Origin of the sequence: Sporosarcina luteola, from assembly GCF_023715535.1 — a bacterium.
GTDB lineage: Bacteria > Bacillota > Bacilli > Bacillales_A > Planococcaceae > Sporosarcina > Sporosarcina luteola_B.
Genome location: NZ_JAMBOI010000002.1, coordinates 62,577 through 81,581 on the forward strand (window position 1 = coordinate 62,577; position 19,005 = coordinate 81,581).

Annotated in this window: 23 protein-coding genes and 1 riboswitch; of the genes, 11 read left to right on the top strand and 12 right to left on the bottom strand. The window is 43.2% G+C overall.

Translation table 11 applies throughout. The features are described 5' to 3' along the window. Positions 1-25 precede the first annotated feature (25 nt). Together M3191_RS03795 and M3191_RS03800 are read right to left on the bottom strand one after the other, a co-directional pair. Complete coding sequence (locus M3191_RS03795) at positions 26-1,228, bottom strand: toxic anion resistance protein (protein WP_251698198.1); 1,203 nt, start codon at positions 1,226-1,228, stop codon at positions 26-28. Beyond that, positions 1,215-1,877 (bottom strand): 5-bromo-4-chloroindolyl phosphate hydrolysis family protein, encoded by a 663-nt coding sequence (locus M3191_RS03800; protein ID WP_251698200.1) that lies wholly within the window; start codon positions 1,875-1,877, stop codon positions 1,215-1,217. Before M3191_RS03800 ends, M3191_RS03795 begins: the two co-directional genes overlap by 14 nt. 194 nt (positions 1,878-2,071) lie before the next feature. Between M3191_RS03800 and M3191_RS03805 the strand changes: the two genes are divergently transcribed. Next, positions 2,072-2,392, top strand: coding sequence for a DUF1033 family protein (locus M3191_RS03805; protein ID WP_251698202.1), 321 nt, complete (start codon positions 2,072-2,074; stop codon positions 2,390-2,392). 174 nt (positions 2,393-2,566) lie between these two features. Continuing rightward, the gene (locus tag M3191_RS03810) at positions 2,567-2,767 is read left to right on the top strand and encodes a cold-shock protein (RefSeq protein ID WP_147055882.1); all 201 of its coding nucleotides are present in this window, start codon (positions 2,567-2,569) and stop codon (positions 2,765-2,767) included. A gap of 96 nt (positions 2,768-2,863) precedes the next feature. Here the strand turns inward: M3191_RS03810 and M3191_RS03815 are convergent, their stop codons facing one another. The 3 genes from M3191_RS03815 to M3191_RS18510 all read right to left on the bottom strand — a co-directional run bounded on the left by M3191_RS03815 (position 2,864) and on the right by M3191_RS18510 (position 5,450). Beyond that, complete coding sequence (locus tag M3191_RS03815) at positions 2,864-3,550, bottom strand: hypothetical protein (protein ID WP_251698204.1); 687 nt, start codon at positions 3,548-3,550, stop codon at positions 2,864-2,866. 126 nt (positions 3,551-3,676) lie between these two features. Then, a complete protein-coding gene (locus M3191_RS03820; protein WP_251698206.1) occupies positions 3,677-5,284 on the bottom strand; it encodes an ABC-F family ATP-binding cassette domain-containing protein in 1,608 nt (535 codons plus the stop codon). Positions 5,285-5,315: 31 nt separating this feature from the next. Then, positions 5,316-5,450, bottom strand: a complete 135-nt coding sequence (locus M3191_RS18510) for a hypothetical protein (protein ID WP_285853182.1) — start codon at positions 5,448-5,450, stop codon at positions 5,316-5,318. Positions 5,451-5,798: 348 nt separating this feature from the next. Here M3191_RS18510 and M3191_RS03825 point away from each other — a divergent pair, with 348 nt between their 5' ends. Continuing rightward, a complete protein-coding gene (locus M3191_RS03825) occupies positions 5,799-6,998 on the top strand; it encodes an MFS transporter (RefSeq protein ID WP_251698208.1) in 1,200 nt (399 codons plus the stop codon). Positions 6,999-7,048: 50 nt separating this feature from the next. Here the strand turns inward: M3191_RS03825 and msrA are convergent, their stop codons facing one another. Further along, complete coding sequence (gene msrA / locus M3191_RS03830) at positions 7,049-7,579, bottom strand: peptide-methionine (S)-S-oxide reductase MsrA (RefSeq protein WP_251698210.1); 531 nt, start codon at positions 7,577-7,579, stop codon at positions 7,049-7,051. 133 nt (positions 7,580-7,712) lie between these two features. Next, complete coding sequence (locus tag M3191_RS03835) at positions 7,713-7,817, bottom strand: YjcZ family sporulation protein (protein ID WP_251624321.1); 105 nt, start codon at positions 7,815-7,817, stop codon at positions 7,713-7,715. 176 nt (positions 7,818-7,993) lie between these two features. Here M3191_RS03835 and M3191_RS03840 point away from each other — a divergent pair, with 176 nt between their 5' ends. Both M3191_RS03840 and M3191_RS03845 read left to right on the top strand, forming a co-directional pair. Continuing rightward, positions 7,994-8,956 (top strand): LCP family protein, encoded by a 963-nt coding sequence (locus tag M3191_RS03840; protein ID WP_251698212.1) that lies wholly within the window; start codon positions 7,994-7,996, stop codon positions 8,954-8,956. 18 nt (positions 8,957-8,974) lie between these two features. Beyond that, a complete protein-coding gene (locus M3191_RS03845) occupies positions 8,975-10,183 on the top strand; it encodes an AI-2E family transporter (protein ID WP_251698213.1) in 1,209 nt (402 codons plus the stop codon). Between the two features lie 110 nt (positions 10,184-10,293). Here the strand turns inward: M3191_RS03845 and M3191_RS03850 are convergent, their stop codons facing one another. Beyond that, positions 10,294-11,286: a helix-turn-helix transcriptional regulator gene (locus M3191_RS03850; RefSeq protein WP_251698215.1), complete on the bottom strand. Its 993-nt coding sequence runs from the start codon at positions 11,284-11,286 to the stop codon at positions 10,294-10,296. Positions 11,287-11,470: 184 nt separating this feature from the next. On the opposite strand from M3191_RS03850, the gene modA reads away from it, so the two are divergent. The 5 genes from modA to M3191_RS03875 all read left to right on the top strand — a co-directional run bounded on the left by modA (position 11,471) and on the right by M3191_RS03875 (position 14,704). Next, positions 11,471-12,244: a molybdate ABC transporter substrate-binding protein gene (gene modA, locus M3191_RS03855; protein ID WP_251698217.1), complete on the top strand. Its 774-nt coding sequence runs from the start codon at positions 11,471-11,473 to the stop codon at positions 12,242-12,244. 40 nt (positions 12,245-12,284) lie between these two features. Next, positions 12,285-12,971, top strand: coding sequence for a molybdate ABC transporter permease subunit (modB, locus tag M3191_RS03860; RefSeq protein WP_251698225.1), 687 nt, complete (start codon positions 12,285-12,287; stop codon positions 12,969-12,971). 4 nt (positions 12,972-12,975) lie between these two features. Then, positions 12,976-13,656 (top strand): ABC transporter ATP-binding protein, encoded by a 681-nt coding sequence (locus M3191_RS03865; protein WP_251698227.1) that lies wholly within the window; start codon positions 12,976-12,978, stop codon positions 13,654-13,656. 50 nt (positions 13,657-13,706) lie between these two features. Continuing rightward, positions 13,707-14,420 (top strand): YwaF family protein, encoded by a 714-nt coding sequence (locus M3191_RS03870; RefSeq protein WP_251698229.1) that lies wholly within the window; start codon positions 13,707-13,709, stop codon positions 14,418-14,420. Positions 14,421-14,512: 92 nt separating this feature from the next. Next, positions 14,513-14,704, top strand: coding sequence for a hypothetical protein (locus M3191_RS03875; protein ID WP_251698230.1), 192 nt, complete (start codon positions 14,513-14,515; stop codon positions 14,702-14,704). Between the two features lie 52 nt (positions 14,705-14,756). Here M3191_RS03875 and ribH read toward each other — a convergent pair whose 3' ends face one another. From ribH to M3191_RS03895, 4 genes are all read right to left on the bottom strand, one after another. Next, positions 14,757-15,221, bottom strand: a complete 465-nt coding sequence (gene ribH / locus M3191_RS03880; RefSeq protein ID WP_285846986.1) for a 6,7-dimethyl-8-ribityllumazine synthase — start codon at positions 15,219-15,221, stop codon at positions 14,757-14,759. Between the two features lie 13 nt (positions 15,222-15,234). Next, positions 15,235-16,428, bottom strand: a complete 1,194-nt coding sequence (locus M3191_RS03885) for a bifunctional 3,4-dihydroxy-2-butanone-4-phosphate synthase/GTP cyclohydrolase II (protein WP_251698232.1) — start codon at positions 16,426-16,428, stop codon at positions 15,235-15,237. 12 nt (positions 16,429-16,440) lie between these two features. After that, a complete protein-coding gene (ribE, locus tag M3191_RS03890) occupies positions 16,441-17,091 on the bottom strand; it encodes a riboflavin synthase (protein ID WP_251698234.1) in 651 nt (216 codons plus the stop codon). Positions 17,092-17,295: 204 nt separating this feature from the next. Then, positions 17,296-17,475 carry a hypothetical protein gene (locus M3191_RS03895; protein WP_251698236.1) on the bottom strand — a complete coding sequence of 60 codons (180 nt, stop codon included), beginning with the start codon at positions 17,473-17,475 and terminating at the stop codon, positions 17,296-17,298. A 58-nt stretch (positions 17,476-17,533) separates the two neighbouring features. Then, positions 17,534-17,681, bottom strand: a riboswitch (FMN riboswitch). 282 nt (positions 17,682-17,963) lie between these two features. On the opposite strand from M3191_RS03895, the gene fni reads away from it, so the two are divergent. Beyond that, a complete protein-coding gene (fni, locus tag M3191_RS03900; RefSeq protein WP_251698238.1) occupies positions 17,964-18,995 on the top strand; it encodes a type 2 isopentenyl-diphosphate Delta-isomerase in 1,032 nt (343 codons plus the stop codon). Positions 18,996-19,005: the final 10 nt, after the last annotated feature.

Below are 19,005 nucleotides of genomic sequence, written 5' to 3' on the forward strand. Positions count from 1 at the left end.
CGCCAAGAGGGCGGTTTTTTGAATGTTATAGTGGTCGATTTGGGGACTGTGTTTTTTCGTGTACGGCAAGGAGGCGTTGTTTTAATTCTTCTTCCATACGGGCAATTTCCACTTCTGCCTGCTTTCGCTTCGCACGCCCATCCGCTTGGATGACTAGCGTTTCTTCGATTGTCTGAATCAAGTTTTCCTGCGTTTTCTTCAATGTGTCGATCTCAATGATGCCGCGTTCATTTTCTTTCGCAGTTTCAATTGAGTTCACTTTCAACATTTCAGAGTTCTTCAAAAGAAGGTCGTTCGTTGTTTTTGTCACTAGACGCTGGGATTCTACGGCTTTCCGCTGTCTATTCAATGTTAACGCGATAGCGATCTGGTTCTTCCATAACGGAATGGAAGTCATGATGGAAGATTGGATCTTCTCGGCAAGCGTCTGATTCGTCTGTTGAATCATCCTGATTTGCGGAGCGCTTTGAATCGTAATCTGTCTTGAAAGCTGTAGATCGTACAGTCGTTTTTCCAACCGATCTAGGAATTGACCCATGTCGTTCACTTCTTGGAACGCCATTTGGTCATTCGAAAGTTCAGCTTTCCTTTGCATTTCAGGAATAATGACGTTTGCAATTTCGTCTCGTTTCAGTTCTGCCGCAGCAATATAGACATTCAATGCCTGGAAGTATGTCTTGTTTTGTTCGTAAAGGCTGTCAAGCATTTGGACATCCTCAAGCAGGCCCCGTTTGGAATGCTCTAATTGGACACCGATGCGATCGATTTGTGTGCTCAGCTTCTGATACTTTGTCATCATTTCCTGGATTGATCGAGTAGCTTTGCTGAACAGGCGGCTCAGTCCGGTTTTTTTCTTTTCGGACAGGTCCTCGGGATCAATTTCCGACAACTTGCCCATTAAATCGCTTAATACATCTCCAACAGGACCAATATCCTTGCTTTGTACGTGGTCCAACATTTTATGGGAGAAACGTGATAATTCATTTTGTGCATTTGCACCATAAGTGATAATCGCTTCATAATTACCTACAGGTATCTGTTCGGCTAGTTGTCTCGCTTTTTCCTGTTCTTCGGGTGTCAGGCGATCCATCAGTTTTACAGCCACTTGGCCCTTCGTTTGCTCCGTCTGCATTTCTTTCGGTAAAAGCGGTTCATTCATAGTAAATGGATTGTCCAAAAGGTCATCCATTGTTTTTACCTCAGAATTCGTCACGTTATTTTCTGTCATTACGCATTTCTCCTTTCATCTCAAGCAACGGTTTGTTCTTTTTCATCGTCACATCCACGTAGTCCAGTTCAAGTTGCAACTGTTCAATGTCTGTTGCCAAGGCGCCTCGTAAATCCTGCTCCAATTGTTTATTCACTTCTGTAAGTGTTTCTCTTGTATGTTGGAGGGCAACCCTGATTTCCTGGTCATTCAATGGTTGATTGACCAGCATTGCATATTTGGAAGTCAACTCGACAGCAGAATCGAGATGTGAATAGAAAAATTTCTCGACATGATAGAATTTCTTAGGGTTTTTGCGTACTATGGTAAGAATCCTCTTTGCCAAGTTATTCATCTCGTATACTTGTTTAAATGCCTGGACAGAGCGGACTTGACCATATAACCCGTTCAATTTATTTATTTTTGATTTAGCTTCAGTGATCTGTGTTTTAATATGCTTATATTCCGATCTTGACATGCCCAGCTCCTTGACATTTGACGAAAGCTGTATTTGTTTAATCGTGAAATTACCACCTAAGTATATTGCGATCATCAGACCGGTTGCGGCAACTGGATTCATGCCTGCAGCAAGGATCATCGTTAACCAAGAGCCGAAGCTGATTGGCGCCGCTATTAAGTGCCGTTGGAAAAACTGCTTAACTTCTTGCATCGTCTACAGGCCTCCTTTTTTCTCTATCCTTTACTACGTTTGAAATGACCAAAAGTTTCATCCCCTTAGTCCAATTATACCTGAATCCTTACGGAAATACATTGTAATGGGCGTATGAATTCATTTACTTGGATAGTTAATCGGGATTTGTTAGAATGAATCCACTCACGGCTTTTAGTTAGGGGGGAACGTTAATGAAATATGAAGTTGTCTATATGAAAGCGGATTACGAGCCCTGGTGGATGTTTGAAGACTGGGAAAAGAAAATCCAATCAAGGCAGGCATTTGAATCCGCTCAAGAGGCGTTGGAATACTTACGTGAGGTAAACAAGGAATTCGGGTCAAAATATAAATACCGAGAAGAGCGGAAAAATTGTTTTTTCGCATACTGGTCAGATAGTGAACGCATCTTCTGTGATGGTTGCGATGAGGATTTGCAAATTTTTCATGGAATCATTTCCTTGACGAACGGCAAGCCAGCTTCACTTATGATGATGAATAATTCGAATATTTGATAATGTTATATTGACAATTAATTTGGGTATGGTATAGTAGCAGTAAGATAAAGCGATTTACCGAAGCAGACGTATTCACGTATTACAAAAGGTGATCGGCGTTGTCGGTGCTTTTTGTAATATGTGAATTTTTTTCATATATTAGCAAGAACAATTATTTGGAGGTAGACACAAATGAAACAAGGTACTGTAAAATGGTTCAACGCTGAAAAAGGCTTCGGATTTATCGAAGTTGAAGGGGAAGACGATGTATTCGTACACTTCTCTGCAATTCAGGGAGACGGATTTAAATCTTTGGACGAAGGACAACAAGTCGAGTTCGAAGTCGTAGAAGGCAATCGTGGTCTTCAAGCTGCTAACGTAGTTAAACTATAATTCGTCAGACAAAAGAGGCGCCTCTAGAGGTGCCTCTTTTTTACGTACAAAAGCGGAGGCGGCCTGTCGCATCTGGCCGCTGAAGCTAGACGTATTCTATTCAGGTTTGGTAACAGATTCCAAAGTTGAAGTGACGATATACTCCTCATCAACCGATTTCATAATTGACTCGCGCTTCACTTCTCCGAATCCTTCCACAAAATATTTGCGGTTGACGAAATCCTCGCCTTTTTCTTCAATGACAAAAGCATGATCGAATGTCTGATAAGGTGTTTCAACTGTTACATCCTTTTCGACAATCTTCCAATTGCCGAATACCGTGCCGACATTCAAAGGCTTCTTGAGGTAAATGCCGATTGGTTCCATCGCATTAATATCTTGCAGGGAAGGGAAGTCCTCATGTAAATCCACTGGTTTTTCTTCAATTTTCAAGATCTGTTCTTTCTCAATTTTGTAAATGCGCCTGATTACTGCGCCACCATTATTTTCATGAAGAATTACATAATCTTCATACGGATGGGCAAAATCAATATCCAACTTTGCAAATTCATTTCCTTCCCCTTTATACCGCGCAGTTGATCCTGCCGGAAGGAAGAAGTCAAGTAATGATTGGTCGTTTTGATTCGGTTTTGTGTCAGACTCCTCAGTATTCCCTGGTTGTTCGTTCGGTTTTGTTGTTTCCCCACTATTTCCCGAATTGTTCAAGCTCGTAGTTTTGTTCGTACAACCGGAAGCGATCAACGCAAAAAGTAAGACGTGTAATATTATGGATTTTCTCTTCATCTGCTGCACACTCCTTTCCGGTAGTATTGCCGATAAGATGATGAATATCCTTATATATATCCATTACCGATGCCCGATTTTCAAAACTAAAAAACCGTTTTCCATAAAAGGAAAACGGTTTCCGTATTAGTTGGAGACAGATTGCTGGTCTCTCCACTCCAAATATTCATCATACTGCATCATTTTATCGAGAATCGTTCCGTCTTCACGGATTTCAATAATTCGATTCGCTACAGTCTGAATGAATTGCTGGTCATGGGAAGTAAAGATCATAGCGCCTTTAAAAGCGATCAAGCCGTTATTCAATGCCTGAATCGACTCCAAATCCAAGTGGTTCATCGGCTCATCAAGCAGAAGGACGTTAGCATTATTCAACATCATTTTGGAAAGCATGCAACGGACCTTTTCTCCCCCTGATAATACGGATGGTTTCTTTTTAACTTCTTCACCGGAGAAAAGCATCCGGCCAAGGAATCCGCGTAAAAACGTTTCCGTCTGATCTTCAGGTGAATATTGGCGCAGCCATTCAACTAATGATGTTTCAGATCCTTGGAAGTACTCGTTATTATCAAGAGGGAAGTAGGAACGGGAAGTCGTTACGCCCCATTTGAAAGTCCCTGCGTCTGGTTGAGCTTCTTCGGCCAGAATTTCCAACAATGCCGTTTTAGCTAGTGGATTGCCTAAAAGGATAATCTTATCCTCTTTATTCATCGTAAATGTAACATCTTTCAGCATGACTTTGCCGTCTTGTGTTTTGGACAGATCTTTTACGCTTAGCACATCATTGCCGATTTCACGTCCAATTGTGAAGTTGACGAATGGGTATCTGCGTGATGAAGGTTTGATATCATCCAATTCAATCTTTTCAAGTGCTTTTTTACGGGATGTAGCTTGTTTCGATTTTGACGCATTCGCACTGAAACGGGCGACGAACGCTTGCAATTCTTTAATTTTTTCTTCTTTTTTCTTGTTCTGGTCTTGTGCCATTCTTAGTGCTAATTGGCTGGACTCGTACCAGAAATCATAGTTTCCTGGGTACAGTTGGATTTTCGAGAAGTCGAGGTCCGCGATTTGAGTACAAACCTTATTCAGGAAATGACGGTCATGGGAAACAACGATGACAGTGTTCTCAAAGTTAATCAGGAATTCTTCCAGCCATTGTATGGCTTTCAAGTCCAAGTGGTTCGTCGGCTCATCCAGCAGCAAGACATCCGGTTTACCGAATAACGCTTGTGCAAGAAGTACTTTAACCTTTTCCGAACCGCTCAGCTCAGCCAATTTAACATGATGGAGACTTTCAGGAATGCCCAAACCTTGAAGAAGGATTGCGGCTTCCGATTCCGCCTCCCAACCATTCAATTCAGCGAATTCACCTTCAAGTTCAGCTGCGCGCATGCCATCTTCATCTGAAAAATCCTCTTTCATGTAAATGGCATTTTTCTCGGTCATAATATCATAAAGACGTTGATGTCCTCTGATGACCGTATCAAGCACTTCGTTTTCCTCATATTCGAAATGGTTCTGCTTAAGGACTGCCAAACGCTCATCCTTGTTCATGATGACGTTGCCTGTTTGAGGTTCAAGTTCGCCTGACAAAATTTTAAGGAATGTTGATTTTCCGGCTCCGTTTGCACCGATCAATCCGTAACAATGACCAGGGTTGAACTGTATATTCACATCTTCAAACAGTTTACGGTCACCGAATTGAAGACTAACATTACTAACTGCTATCATAAAAAATCCTCCTAAATTCACAATGCTCCTATTATAACACGGATTCTTCATCGAGTGGTACGGGTTCGATCCGCTTTTCACACTTTTTCAGTTCATCTCGTGTATGATTGTACTGTATGTTTTCTGCATCGCCTGTTTCTATTCTACCTCCGATCCAATTCCACAAAAAAAACCCCCATATTAGGGGATCAACATTTGAATACGCTTCGTTGCCGATATGCGTCCAATAAACATAGCTCTTTATTCAATAAATATTCCATTCGCACATAATCCTTTTTTGTTGCAACGGCATGCTTATCCAATCCGGACATGGAGAACAGAAAATAATAGTCCTTCACTTTGCGGAAAATAAAAACAGTGTGGGGAAACTCATCAAATCTACATTTTACTTGATACTTCCGAGTATATTCCCAATGGAGAAGTTTCATGGTACATCTTTCCTTTCACTACTTAGTATAGTCGAAAAAGGGAAGGAACACAAGTTCGCAATCAACATAGTATAAGGAGTTTTGTAATGTCACAACGTTCTTTGAAACATAACACCATCTTACTTATCATTACGATTTTTATCGTTGCGGTCAATATGAGGCCAGCCATAACATCAATTGGTCCGATGCTCGATATCATTCGGGATGATCTATCTTTGACAAACGCAAAAGTGAGTCTCTTGACGGCTTTACCGGTATTTTGCATGGGCCTGTTTGCGTCTTTGGCACCTCTTCTGAATCGCAAGCTAGGGCTAACACGTTCAATGTATCTCATGCTGTTTGTCATTGGTTTAATGACAGCGATGAGGGGATTATATTCTAATTATGCTTCGTTGCTCCTATCTGCAATAATTATCGGGATTGCAATTGCCGTCATGGGTCCACTTCTCTCTGCGATGATCAAACAGAGTTTTCCGGAACGGGCCACGAGTGTAATCGGTGTCTATTCATTCGGTATGGGAGTCGGTTCTTCATTAGGAGCAGGACTTACCGCGCTATTTTTCGAATCCACCGGTTCGTACCCGTTTGCACTTGGCATCTGGGCTGTTCTATCGGTTGCGGCAATTTTCTTCTGGAGACTCTCAGTAAAAGGGGATAGTAATCTTCATCAGGAGGTAAGGGAGAAGGGGGAAAAGAGGAAAGTGGACGCCTTGTCACCATGGCGACAGAGAAAAGCATGGCTGTACTTGCTCTTTTTCGGCTTACAAGCGTCAAGTTTCTTTGGCATCATTACGTGGATTGTTCCGCTTGCGACAGATGCCGGTATGTCACTCGTGCAAGCGAGCACTCTATTAAGTGTAATGATGACGTTGCAAATCTTTTTGAATCTCCTCTTTCCAATCGTTTATGAACGTTTTCCGAAAAGGAGATTCTGGTTGTTTGTGTTTTTAACAATGGGATTACTTGCATTCATTTTGTTTTGGACGGGAGATCGCACGCTAATGTGGGTGAGTTCCATTCTCATGGCGATTCCTCTGGCTGGACTATTCCCGATTGCGTTGTTATTTCCATTGGATGCGACCGAAACAGCGGAGGATACAAATGAATGGACCGCAATGATGCAGACGGGCGGCTATCTAATTGCAGGCTTTTTGCCGTTATTGATTGCATTGATCTACGACTGGACTGGCGAGCATCAATATACATTGATGATTTTCATGGGATTGTTTGTAACTATGATGATCTTGACGTTTATGATTGGTGACCGTGAGCAGAAAATGGAATAGGAATTAAAAACAGGTGAAGGATTAAATCCTTCACCTGTTTTTTGAATCAGTCATTTCCAGTATTCTGATATGAATTCGTCCCGTCCTGATTTGGCACGGTCCTCTTCATAATGTTGCTGCTCTTTCTCATGGTAGTCCTGGTGATATTCTTCGGCACGGTAGAATGTCTCCGCTGGACGGATATCTGTCACGATCGGCTTCGCGAACCTGCCGCTATTGGCGAGCTCTTCTTTCGACTTCTCCGCAGCTTTCCTTTGTTCCTCGTTATAATAAAAGATGGCTGTCGTATAGGAATGTCCACGGTCGTGGAACTGTCCGCCCGCGTCTGTCGGATCGATCTGGGGCCAATACAACTCCAGAAGTTTTTCATATGTAAATATAGAAGGATCATATGTGATCTCGACGACTTCCAAGTGTCCCGAGTCCCCTTTTTTCACGTCTTCATAAGTAGGGTTTTCAACGTGCCCACCCATATAGCCCGACACAACGTCAACAATGCCATCCCATTCCTTAAATGGCTTCACCATGCACCAAAAACAACCTCCGGCGAATACCGCTTTTTCGATTCCTTCACTTGTCATCGTCTACAACCCCTTTCAATGTATACTCTAAATTGTAGCACACGAAAGAAAGGCTGCATACGGGTCATCCAAGACCGGAATGCAACCTTCTCTCGAAGTGCCAATGAGTGGTTGTGCTTTATTGTATTATGAATTAATAGACAAAGCTTGCGCCAATAATGATTAACAGGATAAAAAGCACAACAATCAAAGCAAAGGAAGAACCGTAACCGCTTCCGCCCCCGTATTCACGACCCATATATACCACCACCTTCAATATAGACTATGCTTCGCTTCACTACTTGTATGGGGAAATGACCAGATTCCGTAGCATTATCTAAGAGTCCTCGCATGGTATACTATCCATATACATACGCAACCATTGGCATTCAACAATCGTCCTATACGTGACTTTACAATTTGGAGGAATTAACCTTGAACGAAGACCAGTACGAAGGCCCGGTGCCGAGAAGAAGAAGGAGAAGAAAGCTACGGATAGGCAGGTTATTCTTCACGATCCTATTCATCGTTTTCATCGCGACAGGGCTTTATTCATACTTTCAATATAAGGAAGGGAAGTCATTGGCGAAAGGGAATATCATTGACCCAGGCCCTTTCCATGGTGATGTAATCGATCCCCAGAACCCATCCGTCGAGAATTACCTGTTATTAGGCATTGACGATGATGGGAGCGGAAAGTCGCGCACGGACACAATGATGGTCCTTTCTTGGAATAAACAAGAAGGGTCGATCCGCATTGTTTCGTTCATGCGGGATATTTATGCAGATATTCCTGGATATCAATCCTATAAACTCAATACAGCCTATTACTTGAACGGGGTACAGACCGTTAAGGATACAATTACAGGCATGTTCGGCATCCCGATTCACCATTATGCCATTGTGGATTTTGACAATTTCGAGTCGATCATCGATATTGCGTTTCCAGGTGGAATAAAAATTAATGTCCAAAAAGAGATGTCCGAAAAGATCGGCGTCACGCTCATGCCCGGCGAACAGCGCTTGAATGGTAAGGAACTGCTTGGATATGCCCGCTTCCGCGCCGACGCACAGGGAGATTTCGGCAGGGTGGCAAGGCAGCAGGAAGTAATGAACGCAGTTAAAGATGAGGCGATGAGTCCTGGAATGCTTCTTCATGTTCCGAAATTATCCGGTGCATTATCCGGCTTCATTGAGACCGATTTAACGACAAAAGACGAAATTTCAAAAGCGTTCACCCTTTTGGTGAAGGGCAAAGCCGATTTGGAAACGATGACGATTCCTGTTGAAGGTACGTATCGCTTCAACTCTTATGCACATGCTGGGTCGGTTATCGAGCTTGATGTTGAAAAGAATAAAGAGGCACTTGCAGCCTTTCTTGATTTAGAACTTGAGTGATGGAAAGTGGGGGAGTCAATGGATTACGAAGAAATTAGGTCGACAGCGCGCAAAGAACTGAATGATGGCACACCGCGAATTATCCGTTTCCTAGGAGGACGAGCCACAATGTTCGTGCTCCTATCAATCTTGTTGATTGGCCTGATTATTTTAGTATTCAGCAAAGTGGATTTCGTCTTTTACCCGATAAGAGTATTCTTTTCAACTGTCGTACTGCCAATAATCCTAGCAACAATCGCCTATTATTTGTTGCGGCCCATACTCCGTTTCTTTGAACGGATAAAGATTCCGAGAGTATGGGGGATTTTCATCATATTTGTCGGTCTCATCGGTTTGATTACTTTATTGGTTTTTCTCGTTTTTCCTTTTCTAAAGATGCAATTCGCAAACTTGATTGAAGAGTTTCCTACGTATTTCAATCAAATGCTCATTAATGTAGACACATTTTTGCGGACCTCGATTTTTTCAACGTATTATAAAGAAATGGATATAAACATCAACAGTTTTCTCGACAACGGGAAAGGGAACATTGGTGAATTCATAACAGATGCAGTCGGCGGAATCGCTTCCGGGATCACCTCATTCATTTCAGCATTGACGGGTTTCATTCTTGCGATTGTGACCGTTCCATTCATCCTTTTTTATCTATTGAAGGATGGGGATAAGCTTCCACAGATGATTAAAAAAATGCTTCCGCCACGCCTTCGGGATGATGCGGAAGTGATTCTCGATGATGCAGATCATCAGATCAGTGCTTATATCCAAGGTCAAATTCTTGTTGCCATAAGCATTGGAATAATGGTATCGATCGGTTTTCAAATCATTGGCATGAAATATGCACTGCTATTAGGCGCACTCGCGATGTTCACAAGCGTCGTTCCGTACTTGGGTCCACTTATTGCGATTACGCCAGCAGTCATCATTGCCATCGTCACTTCGCCACTAATGCTTGTGAAGCTAGCCGCCGTCTGGACGATTGTTCAATTGGTCGACGGGAAATTCATATCCCCGCAAATAATGGGCAAATCATTGAAAATCCATCCGATTACGATCATTTTCGTTTTACTGACTGCGGGGTCTTTATTCGGGGTTGCGGGAGTCGTTCTAGGTATACCTGGATACGCATTATTGAAGGTTGTTTTAACGCATATGTTCAAGTTGCTGAAGATCAGGTATAACAAGTACGAGCCGGATCGCGCTATGCATTATGAAGATGTACAAGAATAAACGAAACGAACGTCCGCTATCGGGCGTTCATTTTTTGTTCGATAATATTATTACGTAAACTTGTATTTAATTGATAAAGGCACCCGATTCTACATCGATGTGCCCTTAACCTAATCCGTCTCATACATGATTGTCCCGGTTAATGAAAGATCGTAGCCTCCTAACGCTCCGATTTCATTTTGAAATGCGGGTGAGTGAAGGATGGATAAGATAGAATTACGTAAGAATTCATTCTCGGGAGTCTTGTACATGACGAGGTCGTACCGTTCCTGGACGAGCGGGATGAAGTCTACGCCTACCATTGCCGCAGCTTTTTCAATCCCAACACCGACATCCGCAATTCCGGATGCCACTTTGCTGGCGACGGAGATATGGTTCAGTTCCTCTATATGATAACCTTCGACGTATCGGGGAAGTATGCCTTCCAACCGCAACTTTTCATCTAACAACACTCTCGCGCCTGACCCTATTTCCCGATTGACCATTTTGATGGAGGGATTGCTGAAATCCGCCCACGTCCGTATATTTTTCGGATTGTTCTTTTGTACGAATAGGCCAGCCGACCTCGATAGCAAATTGATGACTACGAATTCATGACCGGTAAGAATTCTTTTAATATAGGGGATATTATACATTCCCGTATCCCCATCGAATAGATGGGTACTGACAATGTCTGCTTCCCCTTCATACATTGCAATCAAGCTGTTCAAACTGCCTGTGTACGAACGGAGTGGACGGTAACCAGCACCGCTTCTTCCAATCGCATTTGCAAGCAGGTCCAGGCTGATGTCCTGTCCGCTTATGATCAGTTTCCTTTGTGATGCTGGCTGATACGGTTGGGGTGGCGGATTTGGTTCAGTCCTTTGAATCGGTAGTTCAGGTGTTGTCTGGGAAGCCGTTTTTTCCTGTTTGACAACAATCCCACCACTTTTCGATTTATCCTTGTAAGCTTCCAGGTCTTCTGAATCGACACGCATTTGCCGTCCTACCCGGTATGCGCGAATATCTCCTTTTTTTATAAGATCATAGACGGTCAGTTTAGAGACTTTCAAAAGATCCGCGATTTCCTCGGTCGTATACGACGCTTCCTTATTTCCAGTCATAAGTAACCTCCTGTCAGATTCTTATTTCTATTTTCTCTTATATCGAATAAAATAGCAATATATTCAGATATAAATAGATATAAACAATAATATGAAGATATAGTTAGTTATAAGTAGATATATCCTGTTATATTGTGTTATATATGAATATATCTAGTAGTAACGAGTGGAAAGGAGGAGTAATGTGAAAAAGTTTATAAAAACGATGCTACTTCTCGCTATTGCTGCCATTCCATTAGGGTGTGCAAATAAAGGAGAGGAGGGTATGAAGAAAAAGGAGATAGCAATTTCAGCAGCCGCCAGTTTAACGGATGCTTTGACCGAATTGAAAAATGTATATGAAGACGAGCACGATGACGTTTTCATCACTTTGAATTTCGGAAGTTCCCGGAAGCTTGCAACTCAGATTGAGCAAGGCGCCACCGCTGATATTTTTCTTTCAGCTAGTTTGGATGACATGGAGAGGTTGAAGGAGCAGGGGCTAATCAATGAGTCGACAATCGTGGATTTCACAGAAAACTCTCTAGTGTTAATCACGAATAATGTAGTTCAGATTCCCGTTTCATCATACGAACAGCTTGGTAGCGCTAAGTCCGATCATATTTCCATGGGGGAGCCGGATACTGTCCCGTCAGGAAGATATGCGAAGGAAGTTCTGGAGCATCTGCAATTATGGACGCCTCTACAAGACAAACTTGTCATGGGGTCGGACGTAAGGCAAGTGTTGACGCATGTTGAAATGGGGAATGCAGATTATGGCATTGTATATGCAAGTGATGCATGGAGCTCAGATAAAGTGACTGTCGTGGCGGTAGCAGATTCCTCTTGGCATTCAAACATCATCTATCCGGGAGCAGTTGTGAGCGATTCCAATTATCCAGCCGAGGCACAGGATTTCCTGGATCTCCTATCAGGGAAAAAGGGAAGCGCGGTATTGCAGAAGTATGGCTTCAAATAAGCATGGCTTTAAATAAGTAGAAGAGGAGGGGGCGACGGGCATGGATTATTCACCCTTAATGCTTTCCTTAAAAGTGGCGGCAATTTCCACTACGGTCGTATTCATTTCCGGTGTCTTTTTCGCACGCGCTTTTGCAAGAAAACAATTCTTCGGTAAATCGGTGATCGAGGCCATCTTCATATTGCCTCTCGTCTTACCGCCTACTGTGGTTGGCTTCGCCTTGCTGCTTCTATTCGGCAAGCATGGTTGGATCGGAAAGTGGCTTCTCGAGTGGTTCGATGTCCAAATTGTTTTCACTTGGCTTGGCGCAGTCATCGCTTCCATTGTCGTCTCCTTCCCATTGATGTACCAAAGTGCTGCAGCGGCATTCAACAGCATGGACGACCGTATCGAAAATGCCGCCCGAACATTGGGAGCATCAGAATGGCGTGTATTCAGGACCATTAGTTTCCCGTTGGCATGGCCAGGCCTGCTCGCCGGTCTAGTCTTGTCATTTGCAAGGGGGCTCGGAGAATTCGGAGCCACCCTTATGATTGCAGGCTATATACCTGGAAAGACCGATACGATTCCGATGTCAATCTATTTCGCTGTTGAATCGGGACAAATGGAGAAAGCTGTGTTTTGGGTTGTCATCATCGTCGCATTGGGCTTCAGTACAATCTTGTGGCTCAATTGGTGGAGCCGACGAAACATGCTGCGCTATGCGAATGAAAACCGAAGTAGGTGATACGATGTTGGAAGTGGATATAAAAAAGCGGTTATCCCATTATAATCTTGAAGTCGATTTCAGTATGGGAGATGAAATCCTTGTCCTGTTCGGGCCATCCGGTTCCGGCAAAACGACGATTTTACATACGATTGTGGGATTGACAAAGCCAGACGAAGGAACGATCAAATTGGGGGATAAGGCGTTTTACAGTGGCAAAAAAGATTCCATGTCAGTCCAGGCAAGGAACGTAGGCATGTTATTCCAAGATTATGCTTTGTTCCCGCATATGACGGTTGAGCAGAACATTCAGTATGGTATGAAGAGGAAGGACGAGCACCGTTCTTTTGTCATTGGTCAACTCCTGCAAGTGTTGGGCATTCATCAACTTTTAGTGAAATACCCCCACCAAATATCCGGCGGTGAAAAACAACGAGTGGCTCTTGCGCGAGCATTGGCATCCGAGCCATCCATCCTGTTATTGGATGAGCCTCTTTCCGCTTTGGATAAACAAACACGCATTGATTGCCAAAATGAACTGATCCGCCTTCATGAAATGTGGAAGATTCCGTTCATTATTGTAACGCATGATAGGGAAGAAGCCGAAAAATTAGGGGATCGAATATTATTTCTAGATCATGGAAAAATCATCGATGAGAGGAAATCTCCTTATACCGATTCACCGCATTCTACTTATTCTTATTAACCAATGTTATAATTTGGAGTAATCATTGTACGTAGGAATGAGGAATGGCAATGGGCGGCGGTGGAATAGATTCTCAGTTCGTTATGTTTTCTTTTGTACATCTATCGGTTCTTTCATTAATCGCTATAATGGTTATTCTTCTTTATATGCAACGGAAGAGATTGCAAGAGAATGTTCAGGGATTGAAGATGGCTGAACGTTATTTTGCGCTGTCTTTATTGGCGATGGATATCTCGTATCATATATGGCTCATTTCGACTGGACGTTGGGGATTGGATGACTCACTGCCGCTAGAATTATGTAGCATCTCTTTATTTGTCTCAATTGTGCTGCTATTGACCGGTAATCGGCACTTGATCGATTTTGTCATTTTCGCTGGCATCGGTGGCGCTCTCCAAGCAATGGCAACACCTGTTCTTGATAAGGATTTTCCTCATTTCCGCTTTTTCCATTTTTTCTATACACATGCGGGAATTATCGTAACGGGGCTATATTTCGTATGGGTGAAAGGGTATGAACCTACGTTTAAAGGTGTCATGAAAACAATGTTGATCATCAATACGATTGTACCGTTTATTCTAGCTGTAAACTGGCTCTTTGATGGGAATTATATGTTTCTTCGAATGAAACCCCACAATGGCAGCTTGCTTGATTTTCTAGGTCCTTACCCATGGTATATATTGTCACTGGAAGCGGTGGCTTTCATCATTTTTTCGGTCATTTGGCTATTACTGCGAAGAAGGGGAAGCAAGGCAGTACTTTAACTTTGACGATCCAGCGTATTTTCTATATAGACAATCATTCATCAGGAGTGCTAAAATTTACTAACCGACAATAGGGGAGGGAGATGACCAAAATGGAAACGAACAAACAATCGGGGGAAAAAGGGAAAATCAGCTTGAAAGATGCAGTCAAACAACAGCTTGAGGCAAAGAAAAATAAGACGCAGTCAGCGAAAGCAAATGGTAATCCAATTCAACAAACACCGAAAATGAAGAGCCAACAGTCGAAGAAAGTAACACAATCGAGCCGAAAAATGGGTGTCTAATCAATACGATAAAAAAAGCAAATCCCAACAAGGGACTTGCTTTTTTCTTTTCTTATAACTGTTTCATGAGATTTGCCATTTCAATCGCGGAGACTCCTACGTCCCATCCTTTATTTCCTGCTTTCGTCCCGGCACGTTCAATCGCTTGTTCAATTGAGTCTGTCGTCAATACGCCAAAAATGACTGGTATCCCTTCTGTCATATTGATGGCGGCAACTCCTTTTGCGACTTCATTACATACATAGTCGAAGTGGGGGGTAGACCCTCTAATGACAGTGCCTAATGTAATGACGGCATCATATTTCTTTGAAGCCGCCATCCGTTTTGCGATGATCGGAATTTCAAAAGCGCCAGGGACCCATGCGATTTCGATATCATCGGTGTCAACTCCGTGGCGGCGCAATGCATCCTCAGCTCCACCAAGCAGCTTCCCCGAAATGAAATCATTAAACCGGGATACGACGATGCCGATTTTAAGTCCTGTACCAATTAAATGTCCTTCGTATGTCATACTCATTCGTATTTCCTCCTCAGTTATGCAATAAATGCCCTAGTTTCGTCTTTTTCGTCTCCATATAGAATCGATTGCTATCTTTAGCAGGAAGTTCGATAGGGATCCGATTCTCTATCGTAATGCCATGTTCTGATAGGCCTTCGATTTTACGTGGATTATTCGTCAGCAATTGTATTCGGGTGCATCCTAGATCAGAAAGCATTTGCGCGCTAATGAAATACTCCCGTAAATCATCCCCGAAACCTAAGTGTGCATTTGCCTCGACTGTATCATATCCTTGTTCCTGAAGTTTATAAGCTTTCATTTTATTGACAAGACCGATTCCGCGGCCCTCCTGGCGCATATAGACAAGGACCCCTGTCCCGGCTTCCTCAATCTGGGCAAGCGCTGCCTGCAGCTGTGGTCCACAGTCACATCGGCATGACCCGAATACGTCACCTGTCAGGCATTCCGAATGGATTCTGACGAGAGGGGACTCGTTTTCATTAAGATCGCCTTTCACTAAAGCGATATGTTCACGTCCAGTCAATTTTTCTACGTATGTTGTCGCTGTGAAATCTCCATACGAAGTAGGTAAATGTATCGAGACGACCTTTTCGACAAGCGTTTCATTTCGCTTCCGGTATGCTGTCAATTGTTCGATTGTTAAAATGACGAGTTCGTGTTGCTTTGCAATTTCCAATAGCTCTTGTCCTCGGGCCATTGTTCCATCATCATTCATAATTTCACAAATTACACCCGCTGGAGTCGTCCCTGCAAGACGGGCCAAGTCGACTGCAGCTTCCGTATGTCCCGGGCGCTCCAAAACGCCGCCCGATTTCGCGACTAACGGGAAAATATGGCCCGGCCTTCTGAAGTCAGAAGACTTTGACTCTCTATCCAGCATTTTTAAGATCGTTTCCGAGCGTTCAAATGCTGAAATACCTGTATGGCAAGATGAATGGTCAATACTGACCGTGAATGCTGTCCCATGTACATCGGTATTCGTATTGGTCATTGGCGCCAATCCTAATCGGTCCGCCATCTGTTGTTCAATGGGGGTGCAAATTAAGCCGCGGCCTTCTTTAGCCATGAAATTGATCATATCCGGAGTCGCATAATCAGCGAGTGCAACAAAGTCACCTTCATTTTCACGACTTTCATCATCCACGACAATGATCGCTTTCCCTTTTTTTAATTCTTCGATCGCTTTTTCAACCGTTGCAAACATCGTCTTCACCTCTCAATCTAAAAATCCGCTTTTGGCGAGTGCATCCATCGTCAATCCACCGGACGGTCTAGTTTCTTTCCTGGATACGATCCGCTCTAAATACTTTGCAAGGATGTCACATTCTACGTTCACTAAATCCCCAGCACGTTTATGACCAATGATTGAATCAGCTTGAGTTACGGGGATAAGGGATATCGTAAACCCTTGATCTGAAATGCCGAAAATAGTTAATGATGTGCCGTCAACCGTTATGGAACCTTTCGGAACAAGATGCGACTGAAACTCAGAAGCCAATTGAATGTCCATATAGATCGCATTTTCGACCGGTCTGACCGCAGTAATTTCACCGATGCCATCGACATGACCTGTCACAAAATGGCCGCCAAACCGGCCTTTCGCGGCCATTGCACGTTCCAGATTTACACGGCTGCCGGATTTTAATGTGAATAGCGTCGTTGCCAGGAACGTCTCAGGCATAACGTCCGCTGCAAATTGCGTTGTTGAGAAATCCGATACGGTAAGACATACTCCGTTAACTGAAATACTATCTCCTTTTTTTACGTCAGAAAGTACATGGCTGCACTTAATTAACAATTGCATCGAAGAAGAACCTTTCTTTATCGCATGAACGGTTCCAATTTCTTCAACAATTCCTGTAAACAATCAGCGTACACCTCCAATCTGAAAAGTGCTTGAAGCTTAAGATGCCTTAGACATCTATCTAAAATAATTCGTATAGGGTTCTTTCCACCATGGGGCAAACGGGTGGTGAGGAAAGGGTTTTCTGGAAGATAATTGACGTAGTTTTTTGGAACTTTAGATATGAAAATGCCCGGTTGCTGAAATCCGCCTCTTTTTTACAAAAAATCATGATTGCTTCAATTCCGGCATCCTGAAGAAGCCTAATCCCTCTACAAGTGAAAGAAGAATTCGGATTAATGGACGCGTTGAAGAAACGGCGACTGCCGCTTGCATTGATTGTGTCTGTACACACACCTGCTTCAAGTTTTCCAACAGAGATGACTCCATGTAATCGGTGTGGTCCATCGAATTCCCCCTTTCATTTTGGAAAGGGCGGATAGAGTTGGGCATGGCCATCAAACACGAGCAACTTCTCCCATCCAGACTTTAACTGTCGGTGCCGGAGTTTCACCAGCTCCACCGTCTTCCGTAGGGAAGAACGGGTCACGGACTGACAAGCATAGCGCTTGATCACCGCCGGTAAGGAATTTCACCTTGCCCCGAAGTTTCGTTTTGATTTGACCGATTCAAATTTAACATACATTTGAAACAGTTGCCAAGTTACTGAGCGTACAATGAATATGAGATTATTCGTCATCTGCGTGATTCAATGATAAGATAAATAGGGATTCCATGAGGAAGAGCATAGGTTTTTATGAATTTATTTAAAAAAGATGGGTCAAAATACTTTATTGAAAAATGAACCTTAAGAACGGCGTGAATTAGTAACTGAAAATGGTTTATAATCGAGTGAGTTATGTATTTTAATGTTAAGGGAAGAGGGATGTTGGATAATGACTGGTTCGATTCATCAACGGAAAGCGGAGCATATCGACATCACGCTCAATGAAAAAGTGACAGGGAACCATATTACAACCGGATTGGAAAGGGTTCACTTCATTCATAACGCACTACCTGAAATTGACTTTAGTGATATCTCCATCGAAAGTAAATTTGTGGACCAAATGCGCCCAACGCCTTTTATGATCAGCTCCATGACTGGCGGCGCTGCATTCGCTGAAGCAATCAACCGTAATTTAGCGCTTGCTGCTGAAGAAAAAGGGTGGATATTGGCTTTGGGATCGATGCGTGCATTAATTGAAAGTGAAGAGCATCGGGCATCCTTCCAAGTTAGACAATACGCGCCAACTGTTCCGATCATCGCCAATTTAGGCGCGGTTCAATTGAATTACGGATTTGGCGTCGATCAATGCCGACAAATCATCGAAATGACGGATGCGGATGCTTTGGTATTGCATCTGAACAGTCTTCAGGAAGTTATTCAACCTAACGGAGATCTGAATTTCAAGGATTTATTAGTGAAAATCGAAGAATTGACGAATGCATTGGAAGTTCCTATAGGTGTGAAAGAAGTCGGTTGGGGAATCGACGGGGAGACAGCCAAAAAGCTATGTGATATCGGTGTATCTTTTATTGACGTAGCGGGAGCAGGCGGAACATCTTGGAGCCAAGTGGAGAAATACCGTTCAACCGATCCGGTAAAGCAAGCCGCTGCTGAAACGTTCAGCGTATGGGGCATTCCCACGGTCGAATGTGTTGTGTCTGTCCGTGAAAAGATTGATACGCAAACGATTGTTGCAAGTGGCGGCATGTCGACTGGACTGGACGCTGCGAAAACAATCGCTTTAGGCGCGGATGTCGTCGGTTTCGGAAGATCTATCTTGAAAGAGGCGACTCAGTCTCCAGAAGATGTCATAAGAGTGATGGAAACGAAAGAACTCGAGCTGCGAATGGCCATGTTCGGTGTCGGTGCATCTACATTGGCGGAATTGCAAGCGAGTGATAGAGTACGCTATATAAAGTAGGAATGAGATG